Annotated in this window: 19 protein-coding genes; 9 read left to right on the forward strand and 10 right to left on the reverse strand. The window is 54.7% G+C overall.

The genetic code is table 11. The annotated features are described in order from the left end of the window. The first annotated feature begins 29 nt into the window (after nucleotides 1-29). Nucleotides 30-455 (forward strand): GNAT family N-acetyltransferase, encoded by a 426-nt coding sequence (locus CAFE_RS16630; protein ID WP_156991248.1) that lies wholly within the window; start codon nucleotides 30-32, stop codon nucleotides 453-455. Nucleotides 456-617: 162 nt separating this feature from the next. Here the strand turns inward: CAFE_RS16630 and CAFE_RS16635 are convergent, their stop codons facing one another. Continuing rightward, nucleotides 618-1,469: a tocopherol cyclase family protein gene (locus tag CAFE_RS16635; protein ID WP_156991249.1), complete on the reverse strand. Its 852-nt coding sequence runs from the start codon at nucleotides 1,467-1,469 to the stop codon at nucleotides 618-620. A 56-nt stretch (nucleotides 1,470-1,525) separates the two neighbouring features. Continuing rightward, nucleotides 1,526-3,037 carry an FAD-dependent oxidoreductase gene (locus tag CAFE_RS16640; RefSeq protein ID WP_139104169.1) on the reverse strand — a complete coding sequence of 504 codons (1,512 nt, stop codon included), beginning with the start codon at nucleotides 3,035-3,037 and terminating at the stop codon, nucleotides 1,526-1,528. Between the two features lie 369 nt (nucleotides 3,038-3,406). Here CAFE_RS16640 and CAFE_RS16645 point away from each other — a divergent pair, with 369 nt between their 5' ends. The 8 genes from CAFE_RS16645 (at nucleotide 3,407) to CAFE_RS16680 (ending at nucleotide 15,184) form a co-directional block, all read left to right on the forward strand. Continuing rightward, nucleotides 3,407-3,997, forward strand: a complete 591-nt coding sequence (locus tag CAFE_RS16645; protein WP_066650343.1) for a TetR/AcrR family transcriptional regulator — start codon at nucleotides 3,407-3,409, stop codon at nucleotides 3,995-3,997. Between the two features lie 71 nt (nucleotides 3,998-4,068). After that, complete coding sequence (locus tag CAFE_RS16650; RefSeq protein ID WP_156991250.1) at nucleotides 4,069-6,141, forward strand: efflux RND transporter permease subunit; 2,073 nt, start codon at nucleotides 4,069-4,071, stop codon at nucleotides 6,139-6,141. A gap of 30 nt (nucleotides 6,142-6,171) precedes the next feature. Further along, entirely contained in the window at nucleotides 6,172-9,012 is a 2,841-nt protein-coding gene (locus tag CAFE_RS16655; RefSeq protein ID WP_156991251.1) for a hypothetical protein, read from the forward strand. Between the two features lie 647 nt (nucleotides 9,013-9,659). Further along, complete coding sequence (gene chvE, locus CAFE_RS16660) at nucleotides 9,660-10,802, forward strand: multiple monosaccharide ABC transporter substrate-binding protein (RefSeq protein WP_066650336.1); 1,143 nt, start codon at nucleotides 9,660-9,662, stop codon at nucleotides 10,800-10,802. A gap of 88 nt (nucleotides 10,803-10,890) precedes the next feature. Continuing rightward, the gene (mmsA, locus tag CAFE_RS16665) at nucleotides 10,891-12,447 is read left to right on the forward strand and encodes a multiple monosaccharide ABC transporter ATP-binding protein (protein ID WP_066650334.1); all 1,557 of its coding nucleotides are present in this window, start codon (nucleotides 10,891-10,893) and stop codon (nucleotides 12,445-12,447) included. Next, on the forward strand, nucleotides 12,444-13,631 hold the full coding sequence (mmsB, locus tag CAFE_RS16670) for a multiple monosaccharide ABC transporter permease (protein ID WP_066650333.1): 1,188 nt from the start codon (nucleotides 12,444-12,446) through the stop codon (nucleotides 13,629-13,631). The genes mmsA and mmsB overlap by 4 nt, the downstream gene beginning before the upstream one ends. Nucleotides 13,632-13,727: 96 nt before the next feature. Beyond that, nucleotides 13,728-14,798 (forward strand): GntR family transcriptional regulator, encoded by a 1,071-nt coding sequence (locus CAFE_RS16675; RefSeq protein WP_066650332.1) that lies wholly within the window; start codon nucleotides 13,728-13,730, stop codon nucleotides 14,796-14,798. Nucleotides 14,799-14,905: 107 nt separating this feature from the next. Continuing rightward, a complete protein-coding gene (locus CAFE_RS16680; RefSeq protein ID WP_156991252.1) occupies nucleotides 14,906-15,184 on the forward strand; it encodes a hypothetical protein in 279 nt (92 codons plus the stop codon). Between the two features lie 9 nt (nucleotides 15,185-15,193). Here CAFE_RS16680 and CAFE_RS16685 read toward each other — a convergent pair whose 3' ends face one another. The 8 genes from CAFE_RS16685 to CAFE_RS16720 form a co-directional block, all read right to left on the reverse strand. After that, nucleotides 15,194-15,847, reverse strand: a complete 654-nt coding sequence (locus CAFE_RS16685; RefSeq protein WP_166525171.1) for a pilus assembly protein N-terminal domain-containing protein — start codon at nucleotides 15,845-15,847, stop codon at nucleotides 15,194-15,196. 28 nt (nucleotides 15,848-15,875) lie between these two features. Beyond that, complete coding sequence (locus CAFE_RS16690; RefSeq protein ID WP_066650324.1) at nucleotides 15,876-16,574, reverse strand: ABC transporter ATP-binding protein; 699 nt, start codon at nucleotides 16,572-16,574, stop codon at nucleotides 15,876-15,878. 15 nt (nucleotides 16,575-16,589) lie between these two features. Then, a complete protein-coding gene (locus CAFE_RS16695) occupies nucleotides 16,590-17,309 on the reverse strand; it encodes a hypothetical protein (RefSeq protein WP_156991254.1) in 720 nt (239 codons plus the stop codon). A gap of 15 nt (nucleotides 17,310-17,324) precedes the next feature. Then, nucleotides 17,325-18,716, reverse strand: coding sequence for an ABC transporter permease (locus tag CAFE_RS16700; protein WP_233452849.1), 1,392 nt, complete (start codon nucleotides 18,714-18,716; stop codon nucleotides 17,325-17,327). Beyond that, entirely contained in the window at nucleotides 18,713-20,548 is a 1,836-nt protein-coding gene (locus CAFE_RS16705; protein WP_156991255.1) for an efflux RND transporter periplasmic adaptor subunit, read from the reverse strand. The genes CAFE_RS16700 and CAFE_RS16705 overlap by 4 nt, the downstream gene beginning before the upstream one ends. A 116-nt stretch (nucleotides 20,549-20,664) precedes the next feature. Beyond that, a complete protein-coding gene (locus CAFE_RS16710; protein WP_066650319.1) occupies nucleotides 20,665-22,080 on the reverse strand; it encodes a HAMP domain-containing sensor histidine kinase in 1,416 nt (471 codons plus the stop codon). Beyond that, a complete protein-coding gene (locus tag CAFE_RS16715; RefSeq protein ID WP_066650317.1) occupies nucleotides 22,070-22,762 on the reverse strand; it encodes a response regulator transcription factor in 693 nt (230 codons plus the stop codon). Before CAFE_RS16715 ends, CAFE_RS16710 begins: the two co-directional genes overlap by 11 nt. A gap of 68 nt (nucleotides 22,763-22,830) precedes the next feature. Further along, nucleotides 22,831-23,514, reverse strand: coding sequence for a lytic transglycosylase domain-containing protein (locus CAFE_RS16720; RefSeq protein ID WP_083210295.1), 684 nt, complete (start codon nucleotides 23,512-23,514; stop codon nucleotides 22,831-22,833). Between the last annotated feature and the right edge of the window lie 49 nt (nucleotides 23,515-23,563).

Below are 23,563 nucleotides of genomic sequence, written 5' to 3' on the forward strand. Positions count from 1 at the left end.
GGTCGTAACCAGAAAAGGGAGGAATCGGTATGAAGATCAGAAAAGCCGGGCCGGAGGATGTTGAATCCGCTTATGAACTGATCTGTTCGCTGGAAGAAAGTTATCCGCCGCACGACGCCTTCCGGCAGATTTATCTCAACAACCTGAAAAACCCCGGAATCCTTTACCTGATGTGCGAACGTCAGGGGCGGGCGGCTGCGTTCGGAAGCCTGCACATCCAGCTTTTGCTGCATCACTGCGGGGCGGCGGCGGAAATTCAGGAATTGGTCGTACAGCCGGACCTGCGGGGAAACGGGATCGGGGCGGCTCTTTTCTCGGCGCTGAAAGAAGAAGCGCTGCGGCGCGGCTGCGTTCTTCTGGAAGTCTGCTGCAACCGAAAGCGGGAACGCGCCCACCGGTTTTATGAAAGCTGCGGCATGCGGCGGTCGCATTTCAAATTCACCATGAATTTATAAGGGACTGTCGCAAATAGTTTCTAAATTTCGCATAAAAACGCGTCTTAATCAGGCTTGAATCGCCGGTTTAGGGCGCATTTTCTTATTTTCCGGGCCGCTGATTTATGCAGCTTGCTATAGCAAATTCATTTCAACAGCCCCATCATTTTTCCGCCGGTCTCTTCAGAATTCGTCCAAACCTCCGACCTGTTCCAACCCGGCGCACGCGCCCCGGTCCTCCAGCAGGACCTTTTTCCCTTCGGTCAGGCGAACCGCCGAGTCACAGCAGGGATACTCCCGGATCGCGCGGGACATATCCCCCAGCAGCGGCGCCTTCAGTTCCCGGCTCGCTCCGGCGCGGACCCGTATTTCCAGGCGGCGTTCTCCCTGCCGGGCGGAAATACAAACGATGTTTCCCTTTCTTTGCACCCGCTCCAACCCGCCGCCGAAATAAGTTGCGAGCCGGTACTCCCTGCCGCCGGCCCTGCACACGCCGAGCAACCCGTTGAATGCCCACGGACCGATCGGCACCCGCGCGGCGGCGAGCATGACTCCGTCCCCGGGGCGGGAGAAGCAGTTCGACTGGTACCAGACCCACGCCCTGGGAAAAGACTTTCCCGCGTCCCGCTCCAGGTAACCCGTTCCCCCCGTCAGGTCCAGCGTCTCGCCGTTGACGTTCAGCTCCCCTTTGAGCGAATGGCTCATGCTGACGACGTCGTGACTGCACTCCAAAAACCAAAGATAGGAGAAGGGTCCCATCACGGTGGGGCAGTATAAGCTTTTGAGGATCGGCTGAAATGCGGAGTACGCAATTTCGCCCGAAATCCGCATCCCGTCCTGAAAGATGGAAACCGCCGCTCCGGCTTCACCGAATACGCTGTCCCCGACCCGGACGCGAAGCGGGTGCCGTTCGACGCGGAAGGACTCTGCCGGATAACGGAAAAAGCGGGACCATTCCGGAGAAATCACTTGGAGAAAGGCCGTTTGTCTCCCGTCCGGAGCGGCGGAAAGGCCGGGAATAAAGGAGTAGACCATCCCCCCCGCGCTGTGCTTGAAATACCAACCTTCGAACCGACGCGCGCCCTTATCCGTCAGTCCGGCCCCCTCTTATCCAACGGGAGGAACGCGGGATTTTCCAGAATGTTTCCGTCCGCGTCGAATCTGGAACCGTGGCAGGGGCAGTCCCAGGTTTTCTCCTCCGGGTTCCATTTCAAAGGGCACCGCATGTGTGTGCATACGGTTTTGACCCCGTGCAGACCGCCGTCCGTGTCGCGGTAGGCTCCGATCTTTGCGCCCTCAAACTCCACAATACCGCCCTCGTCGTTTTTCAACTGCGCCACGCCGCCTTTGGGGATTTCCGTATATCCGTGAAAAAAATTCGCGGCGGTGTCGGCCGCCTCCTGAAAAAATTTGCCCGCCTGCAGGCGAAAGTCCGACCTTCCCGGAGAGAAAACATCCGCCACCTCGCTCTTGCCGGATAGAATCAGATCCGAGAGGATGCCGGCCGCGGCCATGCTGCCCGTCATTCCCCATTTGTTGAAGCCCGTCGCCAGATAAACCCGGTCGCCGAACTGCCGGTACCGGCCGATGATAGGAATATGGTCGTTTGTCATGCAGTCCTGCGCCGACCAGCGGGATTCGACCGAACAGCCGGGATAGAGCTTCTGCGCCTCTTCCTCCAGCTTTCCGTAGTGGGACACGTCCGTCTCATGTCCCGTTTTATGGGAACCCCAGCCCAAAAGCAGAACCGGTTCCCCGTCGACGCGGGCGCTGCGGAACGACAGCCCCGCTTCCTCACAGTCGAGATACATGCCGGAAAGCTCGGGCGCGCCCTTCAAGGCGGCAAGATAAGAGCGATTCTGCACAATCCGCGCAAAATAGAACCCGCGCAGGTTGGTAAACGGGTAATGGGAACAGATGAGAACGTTTTTGCCGTAGACGCGGCCCGCTCCGGTCAGAACCATGTTGTCGTCCAGAGCGACGGCCGGGGTGTTTTCATAAATTTTCACGCCGCGTTCCCGCAGAATCTCCGCTAGGCGGCAGGCAAATTTCATCGGATGAAACCTTGCCTGCCCGGAAAAACGAACCGCCCCCTGCACCGGGAACGGCAGCTCGCCGCATTTGTCCGTAAACGACGCGTCGATGGAAAGCCTCCTCGCCGTTTCCGCCTCTTCCCTCACCCGCTGCGCGCCCTCCGGCGTACAGGAAAAAACATATGCGTCGCAGGGGACAAAATCGCAGTCGATCTTTTCCGTCTGAACAATCTGAGCAAAGCGGGAAACCGCCTCTTCATTTGCCTTGGCGTACTGCCAGGCGGCTTTGGTTCCCATTCCCTTTTCCAAAGAGCTGTAGATTAATCCGTGCTGAGAGGTGATCTTCGCCGTGGTCCGCGCGGTCGTTCCGTGCAGGACCCTGCCCGCCTCCAGAATCACGATATCCCGCACTCCCCTGCGCTGCAGCTCATACGCGCACAAAAGGCCGCAGAGTCCTCCCCCCACAATGACCGCGTCGGCGTTGCAGTCGCCCGAAAGCTTTGGGAATTCCGGCGGCGCGACCGTCTGCCAGCAGGATTGGAACCGGTTCTCCTCCATTGTTTCGATCACATCCTTTTTTCCCTATTTTTACCGGTTTTCAGGAAATCATTCAGAACCCAAAAGAGAACAGGGGGCCTTTTCCGCCGCGCTGTGCTTTCGCAAAAGTCTTCTAAACGTTTCCCGCCGCTTCCGCCCAGCCGGAAACCGGGTGGTTCGAATATGGAGGGAATCGAATACCGTTATGAAAGATAAACGGTAAAATCGCAATCGATCCATCGTCTGAACGAGTCGATAATGCCCAGTTTTTCCGGACTCATTTTACCATATTTAGCAAAAACACTGAATTCGGCGCAAAAGATTGACTAACGGTCATTTTTGATCTATACTATCTGCACAAACTCAAAATGACCATTAGTCATTTTTAAAAGGCGGTATCAAATGGCAGGAAAACTGTTGGAAAACAAAAAAATCAAAATGAGCCGGCTGTATGACGCCGCCTATGAGCTGTTTACCTTAAAAGGCGTGCACGCCACCGTGGTGGATGAAATCGTACGGCACGCCGGAGTGGCCAAAGGGACGTTTTACCTTTACTGCAGGGACAAATACGATTTGGTCAACAAAGTGATTCTGAGGAAGACCTCCGCGCTGCTGGAAGAAACCATGCGGGCTCTGACGAAAAAGAAGGAAGAGCAGCCGATGAGCTTTCAGCAGAGCGTCGTATTTTTTGTCGACTCCCTGATCCAAACATTTCGCGACGACACCCGGTTTCTGGAGCTTGTTTTCAAAAACCTTTCCCCTACGCTGTTTGAACGGCTGTTCGGGTGCACCGAGCTGGAAGACGTTCGGAAAGAATTTGTTGAAAACTTCATGCTCCGCGGCGGCACCAGCGAGGCGGCCGGGCAGCGCCTGTATCTGATCGTATGCATGGTAGGCGCCGTCTGCTACAGCTCCCTCATTATGAAAATGCCGTACGGCTTTGACGAGGTTCGCCCGGAACTGTACCGTTCCATCGAACAGATTCTCGTCTGAGGCGTAACCTTTCGCCGCGGCCGGAATACACTCAAACAAAAAAGCATTAACAGGAAACGGAGAGATGCCGATTGCTTTCCAGATTTGCAAAAATTCTCACCAGACACCCCACTATCGTAACCGGAATTGCGATTTTACTTCTGATCCCCTGCGCTCTCGGATTTATCAAAACAAAAGTCAATTACGACATTCTGTCGTACCTGCCGAAAAATCTGGATTCCGTAAAGGGCGAAGATGTTCTGGAGGATACGTTCCACGACGCAGCGACCTCCATGCTGGTCATTGACGGGATGTCAAGCAAGGATATTTCGGACCTAAAAGAGAAAATCAAAGAAGTCCCGGGAGTCAATAACTGCGTCTGGGTTGACGATGTGGCGGATCTGAGCGTTCCGGAGGAAATGCTTCCGGACACCGTAAAAGATTTGTTTTACAGCGACAGCGCCGACTCCACCATGATGCTGATTACCTATAACGGTTCCACTTCATCGGAAGAGACCTTCGACGCCATCGGGAAAATCAAAAGTCTCTTGAATAAGCAGTGCTTTCTAAGCGGTTTTTCGGCGATGCAGCGCGATATGAAAAATCTGCTGGAAGGCGAAATGCCCTACTACGTGCTGCTGGCCGGCGGGCTGTGCCTGGTTGCCATGACGTTTTGTCTGGAATCCTGGCTTTTGCCGATTGTTTTCCTTCTGGGCATCGGTTTTGCCATTCTGTACAACATGGGAACCAACATTTTCCTTGGCGAGATTTCCTACATTACCAGGGCAATCGCCGCAATCTTGCAGCTGGGCGTCACGATGGACTACTCCATCTTCCTCATCAACCGCTATGATGAGGAAAAGCCGAAATTCGAAGACCGGCGCGACGCGATGGCAAGCGCGATTCAAAGCACCTTCCTCTCTCTCGCGGGCAGCTCCCTGACGACGGTCGCCGGGTTTCTGGCCCTGTGCTTCATGAGCCTCGCCCTCGGCAAGGACATCGGTATCGTCATGATGAAGGGCGTCGTGCTCGGCGTGTTCTGCACGGTCACCGTCCTTCCTTCCCTGATTCTTCTGTTTGACAAGCCGATTCACAAATATACGCATCGCATCCTGATCCCGCCGTTCGACAGGGGCTCGAATTTCATTCTCCGGCACCGTGTCATTTTTGTCGCGGCCGCGCTGCTGCTGATCGGACCGACCTTTTACATGCAGTCGCATACGCAGGTCTATTACAACATTGACAAAACGCTGCCCGCAACCACCGATTCCGTGGTTGCGACCGATAAGCTGAAACAGGATTTCAACATGGCGACCACGCATTTCATTATTCTGGACGACAACCTGCCGTCTTATCAGACAAAAGACATGATTGACGAGATTAAAAAGCTGAACGGCATCGAAACCGTCCTTTCTTACGACGATCTGGTCGGCCCGGCCGTACCGTCCGACTTTATTCCGGACAGCGTCAAGGAAATATGCAAAAAAGACGGCCGGCAGATCGTCATGGTGAACTCCCAGTACCAGGCCGCTGAAAACGAGGAAAACGAACAGATCGCTCAAATTACCAAGATTACCAAAAAATACGACCCGACTTCCCAGGTGACCGGTGAAGGCGCCCTGACAAAGGATCTGGTTGAAATTGCCAACCATGATTTCACCGTGACCAGCTATATTTCCATTATCCTGATGCTGATTATCGTGGCCGCGGTGTTCCGCTCCATCGCCGTACCCATAATTCTTGTCGCCGTCATAGAGCTGGCAATTTTCCTGAATCTAAGCATCCCGTACTTAACCGGAAACGTCATTTCCTTTATTTCCCCCATCGTCATCAACTGCGTGCAGCTCGGTGCCACCGTCGACTACTCCATTCTGATGACCACAAGGTTTCAGGAAGAACTGAAATCCGGAAAGAACCGCCTTGACGCGATCAAAATCGCAAGCTCCTCCTCGTTCCGTTCCATCATTACGAGCGCGCTGGTTTTCTTTTGCGCCACTACCGGCGTTTCGATAATTTCCAAAATGGGAATCATTCAGAATATCTGCGCGATGCTGGCGCGCGGCGCCATTATCAGCGCGGCTGTCATTATTCTGGTTCTTCCGGCGGTGCTGTACGTAACCGAGCCGGTTATTGAAAAACTCAGCTACCATTTCCATACAAAATGACAATCCTTTTGTGCGAAGGAGGTTTTTACAATGAAAAAACAAATTTACTCCCGCGCCGGACGGGTCGGCTGCCTGCTTCTCGCCCTGATCTGCTCGGTATCGCTGCCGACGGCCGCCGCGGCAAGCGGGGAGTCCACCAAAAAAGACGAGACTGTTTACGTCAACCTGAGCGCGGCCGGAAGCGTGCAGAGCACCACGGTTTCCGACTGGCTGCACTCCGATTCCGGCAACGTCCGGATTGCGGACCGGTCCAATCTGACCGATATCAAAAACGTCAAATCGTCGGACCAGCCGCTGAAAACCGGGGATAACCTGACCTGGGTGCTCAACGGCGGCGACAGCGGCGCCGACGTTTATTATCAGGGAAAAACAACCTCTGCGACCCCGTTAAAGGTGACTGTCTCCTACGAACTGAACGGCAAATCCGTCACGCCGGAACAGATTGCCGGAAAATCCGGAAAGGTGAAAATCACCGTGAATCTGGAAAACACGGACGCGCACACGGTTCAGGTGGACGGCAAAGACGTCGTCATGTATACCCCCATGACGGCGATTGTGGCGGCCACGCTGCCTTCCGACACCTTCAATAACGTTGCGGTCAACAAAGGCAAGGTGATTTCCGACGGGAACAACCAGTTTGTCACGTTTCTTTCCATGCCTGGCCTTTCGGAAAGTCTCGACCTGAAAAACTGCGGGGTGGAGGGGCTCGACACCATCGATATTCCGGAGGATCTTGTCATCACGGCGGACGCGAAGGATTTTACCCTTAGCTCAATCGCCATCGCGGCGACGCCGGAACTGCCGGACCAAGACGAGCTCGGCGACGAAACCAGTCTGGATGATCTCAAGGACGATCTCGACAAGCTGAGCAGCATGCAGGACAATATTGAAAAAGCAGACCCGAATAAAGACATCCGCTCGCTCTTCACCAATCCCGACCGCACCGCAGCCGCCCGGCTGATCGTGGACGACGTATTCCACTTTTACGATCTTGACACGGCCGCGCTCGACGTCATGCCGAAATATGTGACGGATCAGAACATCAGCCTTTACGACCGCGTGACATCGGATATCGATAAAGCGGATCTGAAATATATTATGGATAATCAGATTATCCGCGGACTGAACGACCGCCTGACCGACGAGAACGTAAAAAAGGCAAAAGTCCTGCTTAAGGATTACGACGATATTGAAACCTTCCAGATTGGAAAGCTGAACCGCGTGATTCAGGTTTTGAATCATTATGACTCGGATTACGACCATCTGGACGACATTCTGAAGGACGCGAAGCATATCATGCACCGTTTGGACAGCGACAATGTTGACACGCTTTCCGCCCTGACCCGGTCCGACGTTCAGGATTCTCTTTCTGATACCCTGAAAAGCATGAGCTCGCTCTCCTCTTCCGGCCTGCTCTCTTCCTCCATTAAGCTGCAGGCCCAGGATGTGGAGAAGATCATCGAGGTTCTGCTGGCGAATCATCCGGAGCTTATCGAGGAAGCCGTCAACCAGAAGCTCGTCGCCATGGAGGATCAAAACGGTTATATTCCGGTTTCCGACTTGCTCGAGATGCTGCAGGAATCCGGCCTTTCATCCAGCCAGATCAGCGGCATCACACAGGCGATGACTGCGGCGGTTCTCAGCGACGCCTCTTCCAAGGCGGTCATTCCGCTTAAGAGCGTTCAGTCCATTCTGGGCCCCGTGCTGAGCACTTTGCCTCCCGCGCAGCAAGCAGCGGTCCTGCAGAAGCTGACGAAGATCACCGACAGCAACAAGAATATCGAGGTGCAGTCCCTGCTTCCGCTGGCAAAGCAGCTCGGCGTCCCGATTGAACAGACGACCGGGGCTGCCGCCGCCGTCCTTCTGCCGGAAAAAGAAGCACAGCGTCAGACCCTCTCCCTGCTGCAGGACGACAAGATTAAAAATGCCTTGCTTTCGGGCATGATGGATAAATCCAACATTTCCGGCTTGACGGATTCGCTCAACGGGCTGCTCGGCAGCTCGGCACGGCTCAGCACCAGCCTGACAAACGCGCTCGGCAGTAACTATGCTGCACAGCTGACCAGCTCACTTTCCGACATGAGAGGACTAAAGAGGAATATCGATGACCTGAAGGATGACGTCGACGATCTGGAGGACAGCGATCGATCAGGTAAATTGTCAGACGATTTTGAGGACGCCGAAGACCTCCTTCTGAACAAAGACGATATGGACTATCTGATTACCTGGGCCAGGAAGCTCAAAAGTATGAAAACCGATATGGACGACAATACGGACAATATCTCTATTCTGCGCGACCTGATCAACCTGAACGACGACCCGAAAATCAAGAATTTCCGAGGCATGGTCCCCTCTCTCCTGAAAGATTACGACGATTCAGAGCCGATTCTTGACTCGATCAAAGCCGAGCTGGATGATCCGGCCGTCAACGCAAGCCTGCACAAAATGCCGCAAACCACTCAGGTTTTAACCAAAATGGAAGACGACATCCGCAGCAACAGAAATATTATGGAAATTTTCCGCCTGACCACCCAGCCGAATACGGTATCGCTCTTTCAGGATACTTTCAATCATCTGGACGAATTCACGCAAAAGGGCACGGCGGATCACATGCGTACCCTGATGGATAAGAAAGACGCTTATACCGGTCTTTCCAACCAGTACAAAATCTTTACCGAAGTTGCCGACGGAGCGGAAACCAGTGTAAAGTTTGTTTATAAGACCGCCGAAATCAAAGAGCCGGAGCCCGTGAAAACCGCAGCGGTTCAGCCCGCTGAAAATTCCGGCAAATCTGATTCCGGGTCCGGGCTTTGGGGATGGATCCGCTCCGCCTGGAACAGTGCGGCAAACACAATCAGCCATCTGTTATAACCGTTCTTTTTTAATGATCAAATCCGCCGAAAAATTCGGCGGATTTTTTTATTTGTAGTGCGAAAACTCCCGGCGATGCCGGGAGTTCAAAAAAGCTTTAGCGGTGAGTAAAAACGCAAGCTAAACTTTACCCACAATCCTTCCGTTTCGGTGTCAAAGCAAAAATAGGCAGCTTCCATGAAACGAGAAGGGCTTTGGCGGGGAGGGGGCGCAGCCCCCTCCCCGTATCGGTCCCCTTCCGCACCAAATGTGCTTTCGATTTTCGTTTTGTCTTGTTTGCGGGAGGGGGCAGGGGGTGAGAAGTTTCGTTGCAAGCGTAAGAAAACTCCGAGCGCCTTGGAGGCGCTGCCAGTAAAACAGGGCTTTGCCCGCATAGGAAGACCCCCCGGCTGTGCCGGGGGGTGACTATTTTCAGACAGGTGAATTCTTGCGGACAAAGTTGTACTATATTTGTTAACAAATAATCGAAAACTTATATTGACAATTTAAAAAAGCAGATGTATATTATGAATATATTATTGATGTTTTTAGTTAAAAATATAGATAAAAATCAGCATTACTTCCGACAGCATCGTTTTTAAAGCGGTTTAAGCCGTTTTTGTATTTACAATTCGGCTTTCTGATTTTAATTTAAGGAGAGAGTGTAAATGAACCGTGTATTGAAAAGCATCGTCGGAGCAACGCTCAGCCTGTGCGTGCTGGTTTCTGCGGCCGCCTGCACAAGCGCACCGACCAACACAGCCCCCGCAAACGCAGGCACAGACAGCCAGGCGGCCTCCTCGTCGGCAGCGCCCTCAGCCAAAGGCAAAAAAGTTGGCGTGGCCATGCCGACCAAATCCTCCGAACGCTGGATCAGAGACGGAAACAACATGAAGGACCAGCTGGAAAAGCTGGGCTACGCCGTAGACCTGCAGTATGCGGAAGACGACGTCCAGGCGCAGGTTTCCCAGATTGAAAACATGATTACCAGCGGGGCGAACTGCCTCGTCGTCGCCTCCATCGACTCCAGTGCGCTGGTCAACGTTCTGGAGGAGGCCAAAAAGAACAGCATTCCCGTCATCGCCTACGACCGTCTTCTGATGGACACCGATGCGGTCTCTTATTACGCAACCTTTGACAACAAGGGCGTCGGCACTCTGATCGGCAAATACATAGAGGAAAAAGCGGGGCTCAAGGATGGAAAGGGGCCGTACAACATCGAGCTGTTCGCAGGCTCCCCGGACGACAACAACGCGCATTTCCTGAATACCGGCGCAATGGAGGTCCTTCAGCCGTATATCGACGACGGCAAGCTGAAAGTGGTTTCCGGCCAGACGGACTTCGATAAGATCTGCATCCTGCGCTGGAGCCAGGAAACGGCTCAGAAAAGGATGGAAGACCTGCTTTCCGGCTACTACAGCACCGGGAAGGACGTCGACATCGTACTGAGCCCGTTCGACGGCATTTCCTACGGCATCGCTGCCGCCCTGGAGGGCGCAGGTTACAAGGTCGGAGAAAAGTGGCCGATGATCACCGGGCAGGACGCCGAAACCATGGCGGTCAAGAACATTCAATCCGGCAAGCAGTCCATGACGGTCTTCAAGGATACCCGCGTGCTCGCCGCCAAATGCGTCACGATGGTCCAGGCCGTCCTGGAAGGCAAGGAACCTGAAATCAACGACAAGACTTCTTACAACAACGGCAAGCTGGTCGTCCCGTCCTACCTGTGCAACCCCGTGGCTATCGACAAGGATAATATTCAGAAAGAACTGATCGACTCCGGTTATTACAAGCAGTCGGACATTTCCTGATCCGATAACCACATCGTTTTGGGCGACAGCCGGAACGCTGCCGCCCAAATCTTCCATTCGATCACGGGGAAAGAGGGATTGAAACGTCATGTCCGACATTATCTTGGAAATGAAAAACATCACGAAGGAATTTTCCGGCGTAAAGGCTCTCGACGACGTCAACCTTTCCGTGGAGCGCGGCGAGGTCCACGCCCTGTGCGGGGAAAACGGCGCGGGAAAGTCGACGCTGATGAATATTCTTTCCGGTATCTATCCCTACGGGGAGTATACCGGAGATATTCTGTACAACGGAACGGAGTGCAGGTTCCGCGATATCCGGGAAAGCGAACGCCGCGGGATCGTGATCATTCATCAGGAGCTTGCGCTGAGTCCGTACCTCTCCGTTGCGGAAAATGTGTTTCTTGGCAACGAGATCACCTCCGCCAAAGGCGTCATCGACTGGCACAAGACGCACCAGCGCGCCGCCGAAATTCTGGAGTGCGTCGGTTTAGCGGAGGAAAATATCAGCATTCCGGTCAGCAAGCTCAGCATCGGCAGGCAGCAACTGGTAGAAATTGCAAAAGCGCTGGCGAAAAAAGTAGAACTCCTGATTCTGGACGAGCCGACCGCCTCTTTAAACGATGAAGACAGCCAAAAGCTCCTCCATATCATTCTGAGCCTGAAAGATCAGGGAATTACCTGCATTATGATTTCCCACAAGCTGAACGAGCTCAGCTCCGTCGCGGACAGCATCACCGTGATCCGGGACGGAAAGACCATAGAAACGCTGAAAAAAGGCATCGATGAAATCTCCGAAGACCGCATCATCAAGGGCATGGTCGGCCGCGAGCTGACAAACCGTTACCCTCCGCGGGAAAGAAAGATCGGCGGCGTCGCGTTCGAGGTCAAAAACTGGAGCGTCCGCCATCCGGACGACCCGGAAAGGGCGGTCATCAACAACGTGTCGTTTCATGTCAACGCGGGGGAGGTGGTCGGGTTCGCGGGGCTGATGGGCGCCGGGCGCACGGAGCTTGCTATGAGCATTTTCGGCAGGGCATACGGATGCAATATTTCCGGCAGCCTGAAAAAGGACGGAAAGGAGCTGCGCCTGCGCTGCGTGAAAGACGCCATCCGCAACGGGATTGCCTACGCGTCGGAGGACCGCAAGGGATACGGACTGGTGCTGATCAACGACATCCGCTGGAACATGACACTCGCGAGCCTACCGTTCCGTTTTTCCAGAAAAAGCGTAATCAATAAAAACGATGAAATCGTCGCCTCGGAGGAGTTCCGGAAAAAGCTGAATATCAAAGCGAATTCGGTCCAGCAGACCGTCGGGGCCCTTTCGGGAGGCAACCAGCAGAAAGTCGTGCTTTCCAAGTGGATTATGACAGGCCCCGATCTTCTGATTCTTGACGAACCGACCCGCGGGATCGACGTAGGGGCAAAATACGAAATTTACGAGATCATCAATGAACTTGCAAAACAGGGAAAGGCCGTGATCTTCATCTCCTCCGAGATGCCGGAGCTTCTCGGCGTCTGCGACCGGATCTACGTGCTGAACCAGGGGGAAATCGCCGGCGAACTAAGCCGGGAGGAGTTTTCGCAGGAAACGATCATGAAGATGATTCTGGCCCATGCAAGAAAGGAGAGACCGGCAATATGAGCGAAAAATCCGCCGCCAGGAAAAAGGCGGGCTCAATCAACGCGAAGCAATACGGAATGCTGATTGCCCTAATTGTCATTTACCTGATTTTCACGCTGCTTTCAGGCGGGAAAAACGCAAGCCCGATGAATATTAACAACCTGTTCATGCAGAACAGTTACGTCGTGATTCTCGCGGTCGGCATGCTGCTCTGCGTACTGACCGGAAACGTCGACCTTTCCGTCGGCTCCGTGGTCGCCTTCACAGGGGCAATCTGCGCCATCTTTGTGCTCGACCTGGGGATGTCCATCCCGCTCGCGTTCCTTCTGGTGCTACTGTCCGGGGTGCTGATCGGCATGTGGCAGGGCGTGTTTATCGCCTACCTCCGGGTTCCGCCCTTCGTGGTCACGCTGGCGAACATGCTCATCTTCCGCGGACTGACCCTCGTCGTGCTGAACGGGCAGACCAAAGGGCCGCTGCCCGCCGGTTATGTGACCATCGGCGCCGGCTATCTGCCGGAGATCAACACCTATTTTCTCGGCAGAACAAAAGTTGAGATGCTGTCCGTTCTCGCGGGTCTCGCGGGTTCGCTGCTCGCGATTTTCATGGAGGTCCGTTCCCAGCGAAAAAAGAGCTCCTACGGCTTTGCGGTCCCGCCTCTTTGGCAGACCGCCGCAAAGCTGGCGATCATTATCGTCATTATCAACTTCTTTACGGTTAAGCTCGCCCTGTACAACGGCCTTCCGGTCGTTCTGGCCATTATGCTGCTTCTGATCGTGATTTACACGTTCCTTACGGACAACACCGTGCCTGGGCGGCAGATCTACGCGGTCGGCGGCAACGCAAACGCCGCAAGGCTTTCCGGAATCAAAACGCAGCGCGTCATGTTCTGGATTTACACCAGCATGGGACTGATGAGCGCGCTGGCCGGCATCGTGCTTTCCGCCCGGAACGCTTCGGCAACGCCGAAAGCCGGCGACGGCTTCGAGCTCGACGCCATCGCCGCCTGCTACATCGGCGGCGCGGCCGCTCTGGGCGGAAGCGGAACCATTATGGGAGCCGTCGTCGGCGCTTTGATCATGGGCGTTCTAAACAACGGCATGTCCCTGATCGGCTGGTCCGTCGACGTTCAGAAAGTAGTCAAGGGGCTTGTCCTTCTCGGAGCCGTAACGGTCGACCTTCTTTCAAAAAAGAAAAACGCGTAAGCTCCAGCGGTTTCCCCGCCGTCTGAAAGTCCTACTTGTATTGACAATTAGAGAGCGATGAAGTATGATGATTTTTGACTTTTAGGAGGCGGAAACATGTCCGATATTCCAAAATACATGACTCTGGTAAACTGGATCCGGCAGAAGATAGAAACAAAAGAATTAAAATACGGGGATAAGCTCTACTCTGAAAATGAGCTGAGCAGCATGTTTGAAATCAGCAGGCAGACGATCCGCCAGGCCATTAAGCTTCTGGAGCAGGAAAAGCTGCTGGAAAGCAGACAGGGAAGCGGAACCTACGTCGTGTTCGACCCTTCCGCAAGAAAGCCAAATATGACGATCGGCGTTGTAACCACCTATGTGGGCAGCTACATCTTCCCCAACATCATCAAGGGAATTGAAAAAGTCCTGACCGAAAACGGTTATTCCATGCAGTTGGCCTTTACCCACAACAAAGTGGAAAACGAGCGCAGCGTGATCTCCTCCATGCTGGGAAAGGGTGTCGACGGCATGATTGTGGAACCGACCAAAAGCGGCCTGCCGAATCCGAATCTGGAGCTTTATCGAAAAATAAACGAAGACAAAATCCCAATGATTTTCATCAACAGTTTTTACCCGGCCCTAGATCTTCCGCACGTGTCGCTGAACGACTACAATGCCGGATTTCTGGCGGCCGACTGCCTGATCCGGAAGGGACACCGGCGGATCGCCGGAATTTTCAAACTGGATGATTACCAGGGCCACCGGCGTTACGCGGGCTACGTCGACGCGCTGATCCGGTCGGGCCTGGGCCTGCGGGATGAGAACGTTCTGTGGTACAGCACGGAGGATTTCTCTTCCCTTTCCGGCGACGCGAAACGGATCCTGTCGCGGATCGACGGCTGCACCTCCGTCGTCTGCTACAACGATCAGATTGCGATCAGTCTGGTCAGTCTGCTGAAAAGTAGGGGGGTCGGCATCCCGGGCGACGTGTCCCTCATCGGGGTGGATAATTCCGATCTCGCCACTCTGTGCGAGGTCCCGCTCACCAGCGTTTCTCATCCGAAGGAACTGCTGGGCGAGACGGCGGCGCGCAACCTTCTTCACCTGATTTCGGACCCACGTTTTTCCGCGACGGTCGAATTTGAGCCTGAGCTGATGGAGCGCTCCTCGGTAAAGCAGCTCTGACGGATTCCCTTCCGGCCCGGAGCGTTTGCTTGGTGGAATGATCGCACAAGTTGTCTGTATAACTTAAAAGTTAAGAAACTATGTCATCGGAGTGGACTTCGGCTCTTTTGTCGGGACGGCCGCTGCTGGCGGACGCGAAAACGGAAGAGGAGATCGCCGCCTCCGTTTTCGCCTATCCTCCGGGGTCATGGTCCGGTCACTGCCCTGTGGGACAGAGCTGGGCCCTTCAGAACCCGCGGGACTACCTGGACGTTCTGAGCCGCATCGTAAACGATGCGTTCGCCCGGGCGGGAGTGTCCGCCCGGTCCCCTGCACGCGGGGAATTGCGGCACGCCCGCGCTTCAATTATCCCGGTCCCGGGCAGGCGGTCTCGCAGCCTTTCCTGAAGTGCCGTTTCAGCTCACAATCACCGTCACGCTGGCACAACTGTTGGAAAGGGGGTCAATCGCGTAAACCGTCGCCGTGCCCGAAGCAACCGCGTGGATTTTACCGGAATCCCGGTCCACGGCGGCAACGGAGTCGGACGAGGAAATCCACAGCAGCGTGGAGGCGTTGACGGACGCGCCGTTCAGGGTGATTCCGCTCATTGTATTGTCTGAGCCGACGTTCAGGCTGACAGTCTGCTGAGGGAACACCAGCCCGACCTGATTGACAGAGATCGTCTTCGCCACACCGGAAGTACCCGAAACGGCGACCGGCATCACGGCGGAAACCCAGTTGCCGTTCACCGATTTTTTATACCAGAAGCTGACCGTGGTAGACCCGGCGCTCACCGCCGTGACGACCACATGGTTTTTGCTGTCGATCGAAGCGCAGGCGACGGTGTCGTCCGCCACGCTCAGATGCAGAACCCCGAAATAGCTGTCGGAAATATAGCTGGTGTTTGCCGCCAGCGTCACATTTGAAAGATTCACAGTGGAAACCGCGCTTTCCGTCGTTGTAGCGAAAGCAGTGGTCACAGCCCATGTCGCAATTACAAAAGTGACGATCAGTACCGCGGCTGTCATCGGGATGATTTTTTTCAGGGCTCCGGTTCGCGCCAGATTCATCTTAAGCACTCCTCTCTGTTTTTCGGTCTTATGCCAGCGCGACATCCGCCTCGTCGCCTTCAAAAAGCTCGCCGTCAATAATCTTGACAATTCGCTTGGCGCTTTTGGCGACATGCAGGTCGTGCGTGATCATGACGATCGTATTGCCCATTTCGTTCAGCTGCTGAAACAGCCTGAGCACCTCTTCTCCCGTCGAACGGTCCAGCGCGCCGGTCGGTTCGTCGGCAAGCAGAAGCTTTGGGGAACCGACCAGCGCGCGCGCAATGGCGGTGCGCTGCTGCTGCCCGCCGGACAGCTCGTTCGGTTTGTGGTCGGCGCGTTCCTTCATGCCGAGCAATTCCAGCTTCTCCATCGAAAGGCTTTCCGCCTCCTTTCGGGACATTCCGCGGATCAGAAGCGGAATCATCGTGTTCTGAAGAACGGTGTACTTCTGAATCAGATGATATTTCTGAAAAATAAACCCGATCTGCTGGTTTCGAAGAATCGTAAGCTGTGCGTCATTCATTTTGTTTACAAACGATTCCGTCAGCCAATATTCTCCCTCCTGAAACCGGTCCATACATCCGATGATATTCATCAGCGTGCTTTTTCCGGAGCCGGAAGGCCCTAAAATCGCAAGATACTCGCCTTCCAGAACCTCCAGAGAGATCCCTTTGAGGACTTCCAGCCGGTTTTCACCCTGATTGTAAAACTTTCTGATCTTCTGCATTTGAATGACCTGTTCCAAAGCCGTCCCTCCTTTTCAGGCCGATTCCGACAGAACCGCAACCTTTACAATTCCCTGCGTTCCGTCGCTGAGCGTTTTTTCCGTAATCTGCAGGATCATTCCTTTCGTAATGCTGGAAAAATCCCGCGTCCTTTGGGTCGTCATCGCGGTCCCCGCGCCCTGAGCAGACCCGGACTTGCCGCCCGGCGTTGAGTCGGACCGACCGGGGAGTTCCCCTCCCCCGGTCGGTGCGCCTCCCTTTGCTTCGCTCTGGGAATTCCCCGTGCCGCCGCTCGATGCCCCGCTTTTTGTTCCTCCCATGGTAAGGGACAGGCCGACCGGAATCAGCACGGTCTGCGTTTCACCGGTCAAAGTGATCAGGCCCGAAGACGTTCCTTCCGCTTTCGATGAAGCCGACGAAGAAGAGGAGGGCTCCGCGGACGAAGGCGCGGAGCTTGATGAGCTTTCCCGGCTCGACGCGGAACTGCCGCTCCTCTTTCTTCCCCCCGAACCGGACGACCCGGACCGCGCCGAACCGCTTTTCTCTCCGGAGCCGCTGAGGGTGCCGATCGCAAGCGTCACCTGGTTCCCGACAACCGACGTCACTTTACCGACGATCTGAGTCTGTGAAGAGCTGTCCTTGGACATTTTTCCAGTCTCAACGCTGTCGGCGCCGCCCGCCTTGGAACAGGCCGCGAGGGAAACCAACAGTAACGCGGCGCAAAGAACGGCGCAAAATTTATTTTGAAATTTCATGGAAAATCATTCCTCCTATTCCTGTGTCAGGGCTTCAATGGGCATCAGGGCGGCCGCCTTCCATGCCGGGTAAAATCCAAAGATCGTCCCCGTTCCGACCGCAAAGATCATGGAATAGACCGCGCTGGCCGCGACAGGCTCCACCGTCATGCCGCTGAGGCGCACAAGCGGAATCAGCGCGAAGCCGGAAAGCACGCCCAGCAGCCCGCCGAAAACGCTGATAAAGGTGGCTTCCAGCAAAAACTGCAGCAAAATCACCCGTTTGGAGCTTCCCAGCGCTTTCAGAATGCCGATTTCCTGCGTTCGCTCCTTCACGGAAACGAACATGACATTCATGATTCCGATCCCGCCGACAATAAAGACGATTGCCGCCACAATCATCAGCAGCATGGACAGCGTTTTCGCGGAAGAGGTCGCGGACTCCAGCGTACTGCCGGCGTCGGTAACGTTAAAGGCGTTCTCCTTGACATTGGAATGATTCTCCATTAAAACGGCTTTGATTTCCGTAATCTTATCGGAGACCGAGTTCACGTCGGACGCAATGGCCATAATCTGAGGGTCGGCGCTCTTCCCATAAATATACTTTGCCGCCGTCTGATACGGAACGAAAATGGAATCATCCGGGCTGGTCCCAGAAGAGACCGAGCCCATTTCGTTGAGAACTCCCACAATTTCGTACTTTTTCCCTTCGATTGAGACGCTGTCGCCATACGCGGAGTACGCGCTTCCGAAGATCGTCTGCGCGAGCGTGTAGCCGATGACGGCCACCTTGCTCTTGTCTTCGTTATCCTCGTCGGTGATAAACTCGCCCTCAAGAAGATCAAGATTGCACATCTCCTGATATTCGCTTCCCACGCCGGCCACCGTTTCGTCGGTCTCTTCCGTCAGGTCTCCGCCGTCTACGGAGCTGGTGCCCGTCGTGTAAATGGATACGCTTGATAAGCCGGACACCAGGGACGCAATATCCTGTTCATCGGACTCGGTCAGCGTAACCGCTTTGCCGCCGGTACCGCCGCCCCCCATCCCGCCGAAGCCTCCGAAGCCTCCGCTTCCCCCGCTTCTTCGGGTGCCGCCGCTGCGGTTTCCGTTTGCTCCGCCCGGCGTCCCGCCCGGCATACCCCCGCCGGGGAATCCGCCGCCAAAGCCGCCCATCATCTGATCCTGCATCTGAGCCTCGGTGCTGGCGGCCACATTGATCGAACCCGCGTTCAGGGTTTTATATTCGTTCTGCACTTCCACCTCGCCGCCGTGGCCGACGGCAATAACCAGAATAATGGTTGCGGAACCGACGATGACGCCCAGGGAAGTCAGAAAAACCTTAAATTTGCTTTCCATAATGTTGATCCAGACCAGGTGCATAATTTCGCCGATGCGCATTTGGCCCATGGATAGTTTCTGCTTTGTCATTTCCCGCTCACCGTGCTTTCCGCCAGAACGGTCTCTCCCTTCTCAAGTCCGCTGGTGATTTCCACATAGGTTCCGTCCGAAAAACCTGTTTTCACTGTCTTTTTCGAAGTGCTTCCGTCCGCGTTTTTCACAAGCACGCTTGAAACGCCGTCCCGAAAGGTCACGGCCCTGTTGCTGACATACAGAACATTCTTGGCTTCGTGCTGAATCACCGTGGCCTCGCCGCTCATTCCGTCGTAAACCGTTCCGATGTCTGAAACCTTTTCGGTGCTTTTTACCACGACGGTATAGGTGACGGAAGAGGAACCGCTGCGCGCCGGTTGCGCCGTAATGCTGTCGACCTCCGCGCCGAGCGTCTGCCCGTCATAGGCGGAAAGGCTGATGGAAGCCTCCTGCCCCACACTGACACTGGTGATGTCGTCCTCGGAAACCGATACGGAAACGGAGACGGAGTCGTTCCCGGAGATGGTCATGACGGTATCGTTCGCCGTAACGCTTTCGCCGCCCGTATAGGAAACGCTTGCAACCACGCCGTCGCAGGGACTGGCTACAATCCCGTTGTTGGAAAGAGCGCTGTTGATCTCGTCCATCTGCCGCTGCAGCTTGTCATAGGAATTCTGAGCCACCGTAACCGCCTCTTTCAGCTGGCTGACGGTCAGTTGATAAGTCGCGGCGGCATTGTTCGCGGTATTCAGGTCCGTTTCTTCCGTCTGTCTGGCGGCAACGGACGAGATTTCCGCGCTTTTCTGCGCTTTCTCCAGATTGTACCGGTCGTTCTCAACCGTCGCTTCCAGAGAAGCCACCTTATCGTCGATCTCCGTCTGCGACATTTCCGAACTGCTTGACTTGTATTTCTCATCAAACGTTTCCTTATAATCGCTGTAAGCGGAGGAGTAATTGTTATATTCCGCGGTATACTGCGCAACTTTGTCCTCCAGCGCTTTCTGCTGCGTGATAATCGTGTTGGCAATGGAGTCGTTGTATGCGTCGAACGCGTCGCGGTCCTCGTCCAGAATATCATCCCACTCGTCCGCGTCATAGCCGTCGATGGTCGTATCGCCCCTTTTCGCGGCAAGATATTTCTGCTCGTCGGTATCCACAGTGGATTTCAGGCTGGTATAGGTGCTGATGACGCTGCTGTTGTCGTCCTCATAGTTGCTCAGCTGCGTTTCATAGCTTGTTTTACAGCTTTCGGCGTCATCCATCCATTTTTTTAGCTTCTGCAGCTTTTCGTTATCAGCCGGCCAGCTTTTTTGCAGCTCCTTGTATTCGTTCAGGCTTTTCTGGTCATTCTTCAGCGTTGTCTGCGCGGACGAGATATTGTGCGCGATTTCCGCCTCCGCCAGTTCCTCCGTAATCGGCGCGGAGGTTGCAAGATATTTGTTCGAATCATAAGTGATTTTTGCAGTTTCCAGCTTCGCCTGCTGGTCGTTGATCGCGGACTGGAGGGACACCTTGGCCTCCTCCAGCTTTTCCCTTGTATCCGCGCTTCCGTCGGCCACGCTGTCCATATCGAGCTGAAGAACGGGGTCTCCCTTTTTCACCGTCGTGCCGGATTTGACCAGAACAGAGGTGATTTTTACATCGACTGGGAGCGAGACGGTCTCATCATCCAGGGCAACCGTTCCGGATTCCGTCGTGCCGACCGTGACGTTTCCGTCCGCAACGGTGTATTCCCGGTAAGACGGTTCCGTTTTTGCGGATTTCCCCTTCCATATCATAAAAATCGCGATCAGAATTCCTACCGCCGCCACGACTCCGACTGTCACAAGGATGGCAATCCGCTTGTGAAGTTTTGCAAAATCTTTCACCGTTCCTATTTTCCCCTGCATCAACAGAACCTCCGATTCTTCCGATCCCTAATACTGGAATTTGTTTCTAATGTTACTGGAAGAATATGAGTAAAGATTGAAATGCAAATGAGAAAAGCATGAAAAAAGCCGAACCGTTACGGTTCGGCTTTCTGCTCTCCCTGACAGGGGCCTGCTAGTTTCGGCAGGCAAACGGTGAATTTTGTCCCGTTTCCCGGTCTGCTGCTTACACGGATTTCTCCCCTGTGCCGCTCCACAATCCATTTGGCAATGGAAAGGCCCAGCCCGGAGGAACCCTTGCCTCGCGTCCTTGCTTCATCCGCCTTGTAAAAGCGGTCGAAAATGTGGGGAAGGTCCTTTTCTGAAATTCCAATGCCGGTATCGGCGACTTCCAGCTCAACAAGTCCGTTTTGTTCCCGGCAGGAAATTGAGATAGCTCCCTCCGGCGGCGTGTATTTCATGCTGTTGTCCACAATCGCGCGCATTGCCTGTTTTAAAAGCGCGTAGTCCGCGGTCAGGAAGACACCCTCTTCCATATTTTCCGTCAGCCGGTGTTCCTCGTCAATCATCCGGGTTTCTTCCGCGACCTCGCGCATCATGTCGGTTACGCTGAAGCGTTCGAACCTGACATGCTGGGTTTTCCGGTCCGCTCGGGCAAGGAAGAGCAGCCGGTCGACCAGCTGCTGCATATTTCCCGTTTCCTCAATGATTTTTTCCACGGATTCTTCCAGCACATCGGGGCTGCCGCTGCCCCAGCGCCGCAGCAGATTGGCGTAGCCGGAAACGACGGAAAGCGGCGTGCGCAGCTCATGGGAAGCATCGGACACAAACCGGTTCTGCTTTTCATACGACTCCTGAATCCGGTCCAGCATTCCATTGAAAGTTTCGGCAAGCTCGCGGAACTCGTCGTGGGAATCCACCGTATCGATCCGCTTGCTCAGGTCTTTTGCCGTGATCGACCGCGCCGTACGGGTCATATCGTAAACAGGCCGAAGCATCTTGCGAATCATCAGTCCGCCGAACACGGAGGAAATTAAAAGAAGAAGCAGGATCAGCGCGATAAAAGCGCCGACGGAAAGCCCCGCCGGGCCCGGACTGTCACTGCTGACCACCCGGACCATCAGGTGCCGCGAGGGCGAATTGACTCTTCTTATGGTATCCATGTGCCCAGCGACATTGATGCTTTTTTCGCCGTAAGAAACGACGACGCCCGTGTCGTTGTCCTTGATTTCGACATAAATCCGGTTCGCCTCGGCAAAGCTGTCAAGGCCCGTTTCCGGGTCGTCGGTAAACCCAGAGGAACGGGAACCGGTGTCGGCGTTGGGGCCGCCGGGCGCTTTGGGCCGTTCGAAACGCCCGGCCACAAACGAGGCGAGCCTGTCCAGATTCTGGGAGCGCACCGCAACGGTTGTGTAAGCGCTGGTCAGGCCGACCACCACCCCGACCAGAATCAGGCTGAAAAGCAGCGTGTAAACCGCCGCGGTCTTAAAGGCAAACGGAATCCGAATTCTTTTCCCCTCTGTGCCGCGGCGGTGTAAAAATTTAAGTTTCATAGGTCTTTATGATATACCCCACGCCCCGTATGGTGCGAATCAGTTCAAGATGGAACCGGTAGTCGATCTTATTGCGAAGATAGCGGATATAAACATCCACCAGATTGGTTTCACCGCTGAAATCGTATTCCCAGACCTTCTCCATCAGCTTGTCCCTTGAACAGACAATGTCGTGGTTCTCCATCAGGTAGCACAGCAGATCGAATTCCCGTTTTGTCAGCTGAATCGGCTGACCGGCATAGCTGACCTCCCGGGTGGAGCGGTCCACGCTGAGCTGCCCGATGGAAAGGATTTTCTTTCTGTCGCCGTCGGCCGCGCCGTTCTTTTTCAGCGCCGCGCGCATGCGGGCAAGCAGTTCTTCAATCGCGAACGGTTTGGTCAGGTAATCGTCGGCGCCGCCGTCGAGGCCCAGCACCTTGTCGCTTACGGCGTCCTTTGCGGTCAGCATAATGACGGGAGTCTCCGAAACCCTGCGGAATTTCTGCAGAACCTCCATCCCGTCCAGACCGGGCAGCATGATGTCCAGCAGGATTAAATCAAAATTCTCCTGCGTGGCACGCTGCAGTCCCCGCAGCCCGTCGTATTCCTTTTCAACTAAATATCCCTCGTGTTCCAGCTCCAGCTGCAGAAACCGGACGCTGTTCCGGTCATCGTCTATGATCAGAACCTTGTTCTGCGCCATAATCCTTCCCCGCTTTCCGATCCTTTTTATTCAGCTTACAGGGAAATTATGAGGAAGATATAAAACGACTATGAAAATTGTGTGAGAAAATAATTCTGTTCCGCCTCGTCTTCACCGTCCGGAAGGGAAAGCGAACGCTGCAGAAGCTCCTGCGCGAACAGCTGCAAAAACCGGCTGTAATCCTCCGTGGTAAACGAAACGGACTGCGTGCCGGAACCGCCTGGCGCAATGCCGGATTCCCCCGCGGCGGCCGGAACGGAAACATCCCCGCCCGCATAGGACAGAACTTTTTCCACGTAATTCCGCGTTTCACGAAACGGCGGAATCCCGCCGTATTTTTCCACGTTTCCGCTTCCCGCGTTATAGGCCGCGAGCGCCAGCTTCGGGTCGCCGTATTTTCCAAGCAGAGAGCCGAGGTACTTGGCCCCGCCCATAATGTTCTGCTCCGGGTCAAACGCATCCGAAACCCCCAGCGATTTCGCCGTCGAGGGCATCAGCTGCATGATTCCCTGCGCGCCGCAGCTTGACACCGCGTCGGCTTGAAAGCCGGATTCCGCCTTTGCAACCGCTTTGAGCAGATTTTCCGGTACGCCGTACGCGTCGGCCGCACGCTGAAAAATATCATCCAGATTCTGCCCGACGCTTTGGCTCACCGCGCTTTTCAGCGCTGCGGCGAACCCACCCGCCGCGGCGCCCGCCTTAGCTGTCTGAGGCGCCTGATACTGTGCCGAAGCGACCGCTTCTATTTTCAACGGAGTCTCCCCCTTCTGATTCTTTATTTTTATATCATACCTGAATTTT

Origin of the sequence: Caproicibacter fermentans, from assembly GCF_009746625.1 — a bacterium.
In the GTDB taxonomy this organism is placed as follows: Bacteria; Bacillota; Clostridia; order Oscillospirales; family Acutalibacteraceae; genus Caproicibacter; species Caproicibacter fermentans.

Bases quoted from the DNA above. Each gene is read 5' to 3' on its own strand.
- mmsA (WP_066650334.1), top strand. From the start codon at position 10,891: ATGTCCGACATTATCTTGGAAATGAAAAACATCACGAAGGAATTTTCC.
- CAFE_RS16695 (WP_156991254.1), bottom strand. From the start codon at position 17,309: ATGAAATTTCAAAATAAATTTTGCGCCGTTCTTTGCGCCGCGTTACTG.
- CAFE_RS16705 (WP_156991255.1), bottom strand. From the start codon at position 20,548: ATGCAGGGGAAAATAGGAACGGTGAAAGATTTTGCAAAACTTCACAAG.
- CAFE_RS16710 (WP_066650319.1), bottom strand. From the start codon at position 22,080: ATGAAACTTAAATTTTTACACCGCCGCGGCACAGAGGGGAAAAGAATT.
- mmsB (WP_066650333.1), top strand. From the start codon at position 12,444: ATGAGCGAAAAATCCGCCGCCAGGAAAAAGGCGGGCTCAATCAACGCG.
- CAFE_RS16675 (WP_066650332.1), top strand. From the start codon at position 13,728: ATGTCCGATATTCCAAAATACATGACTCTGGTAAACTGGATCCGGCAG.
- CAFE_RS16685 (WP_166525171.1), bottom strand. From the start codon at position 15,847: ATGAATCTGGCGCGAACCGGAGCCCTGAAAAAAATCATCCCGATGACA.
- CAFE_RS16715 (WP_066650317.1), bottom strand. From the start codon at position 22,762: ATGGCGCAGAACAAGGTTCTGATCATAGACGATGACCGGAACAGCGTC.
- CAFE_RS16635 (WP_156991249.1), bottom strand. From the start codon at position 1,469: ATGGTCTACTCCTTTATTCCCGGCCTTTCCGCCGCTCCGGACGGGAGA.
- CAFE_RS16700 (WP_233452849.1), bottom strand. From the start codon at position 18,716: ATGACAAAGCAGAAACTATCCATGGGCCAAATGCGCATCGGCGAAATT.
- CAFE_RS16645 (WP_066650343.1), top strand. From the start codon at position 3,407: ATGGCAGGAAAACTGTTGGAAAACAAAAAAATCAAAATGAGCCGGCTG.
- chvE (WP_066650336.1), top strand. From the start codon at position 9,660: ATGAACCGTGTATTGAAAAGCATCGTCGGAGCAACGCTCAGCCTGTGC.
- CAFE_RS16655 (WP_156991251.1), top strand. From the start codon at position 6,172: ATGAAAAAACAAATTTACTCCCGCGCCGGACGGGTCGGCTGCCTGCTT.
- CAFE_RS16630 (WP_156991248.1), top strand. From the start codon at position 30: ATGAAGATCAGAAAAGCCGGGCCGGAGGATGTTGAATCCGCTTATGAA.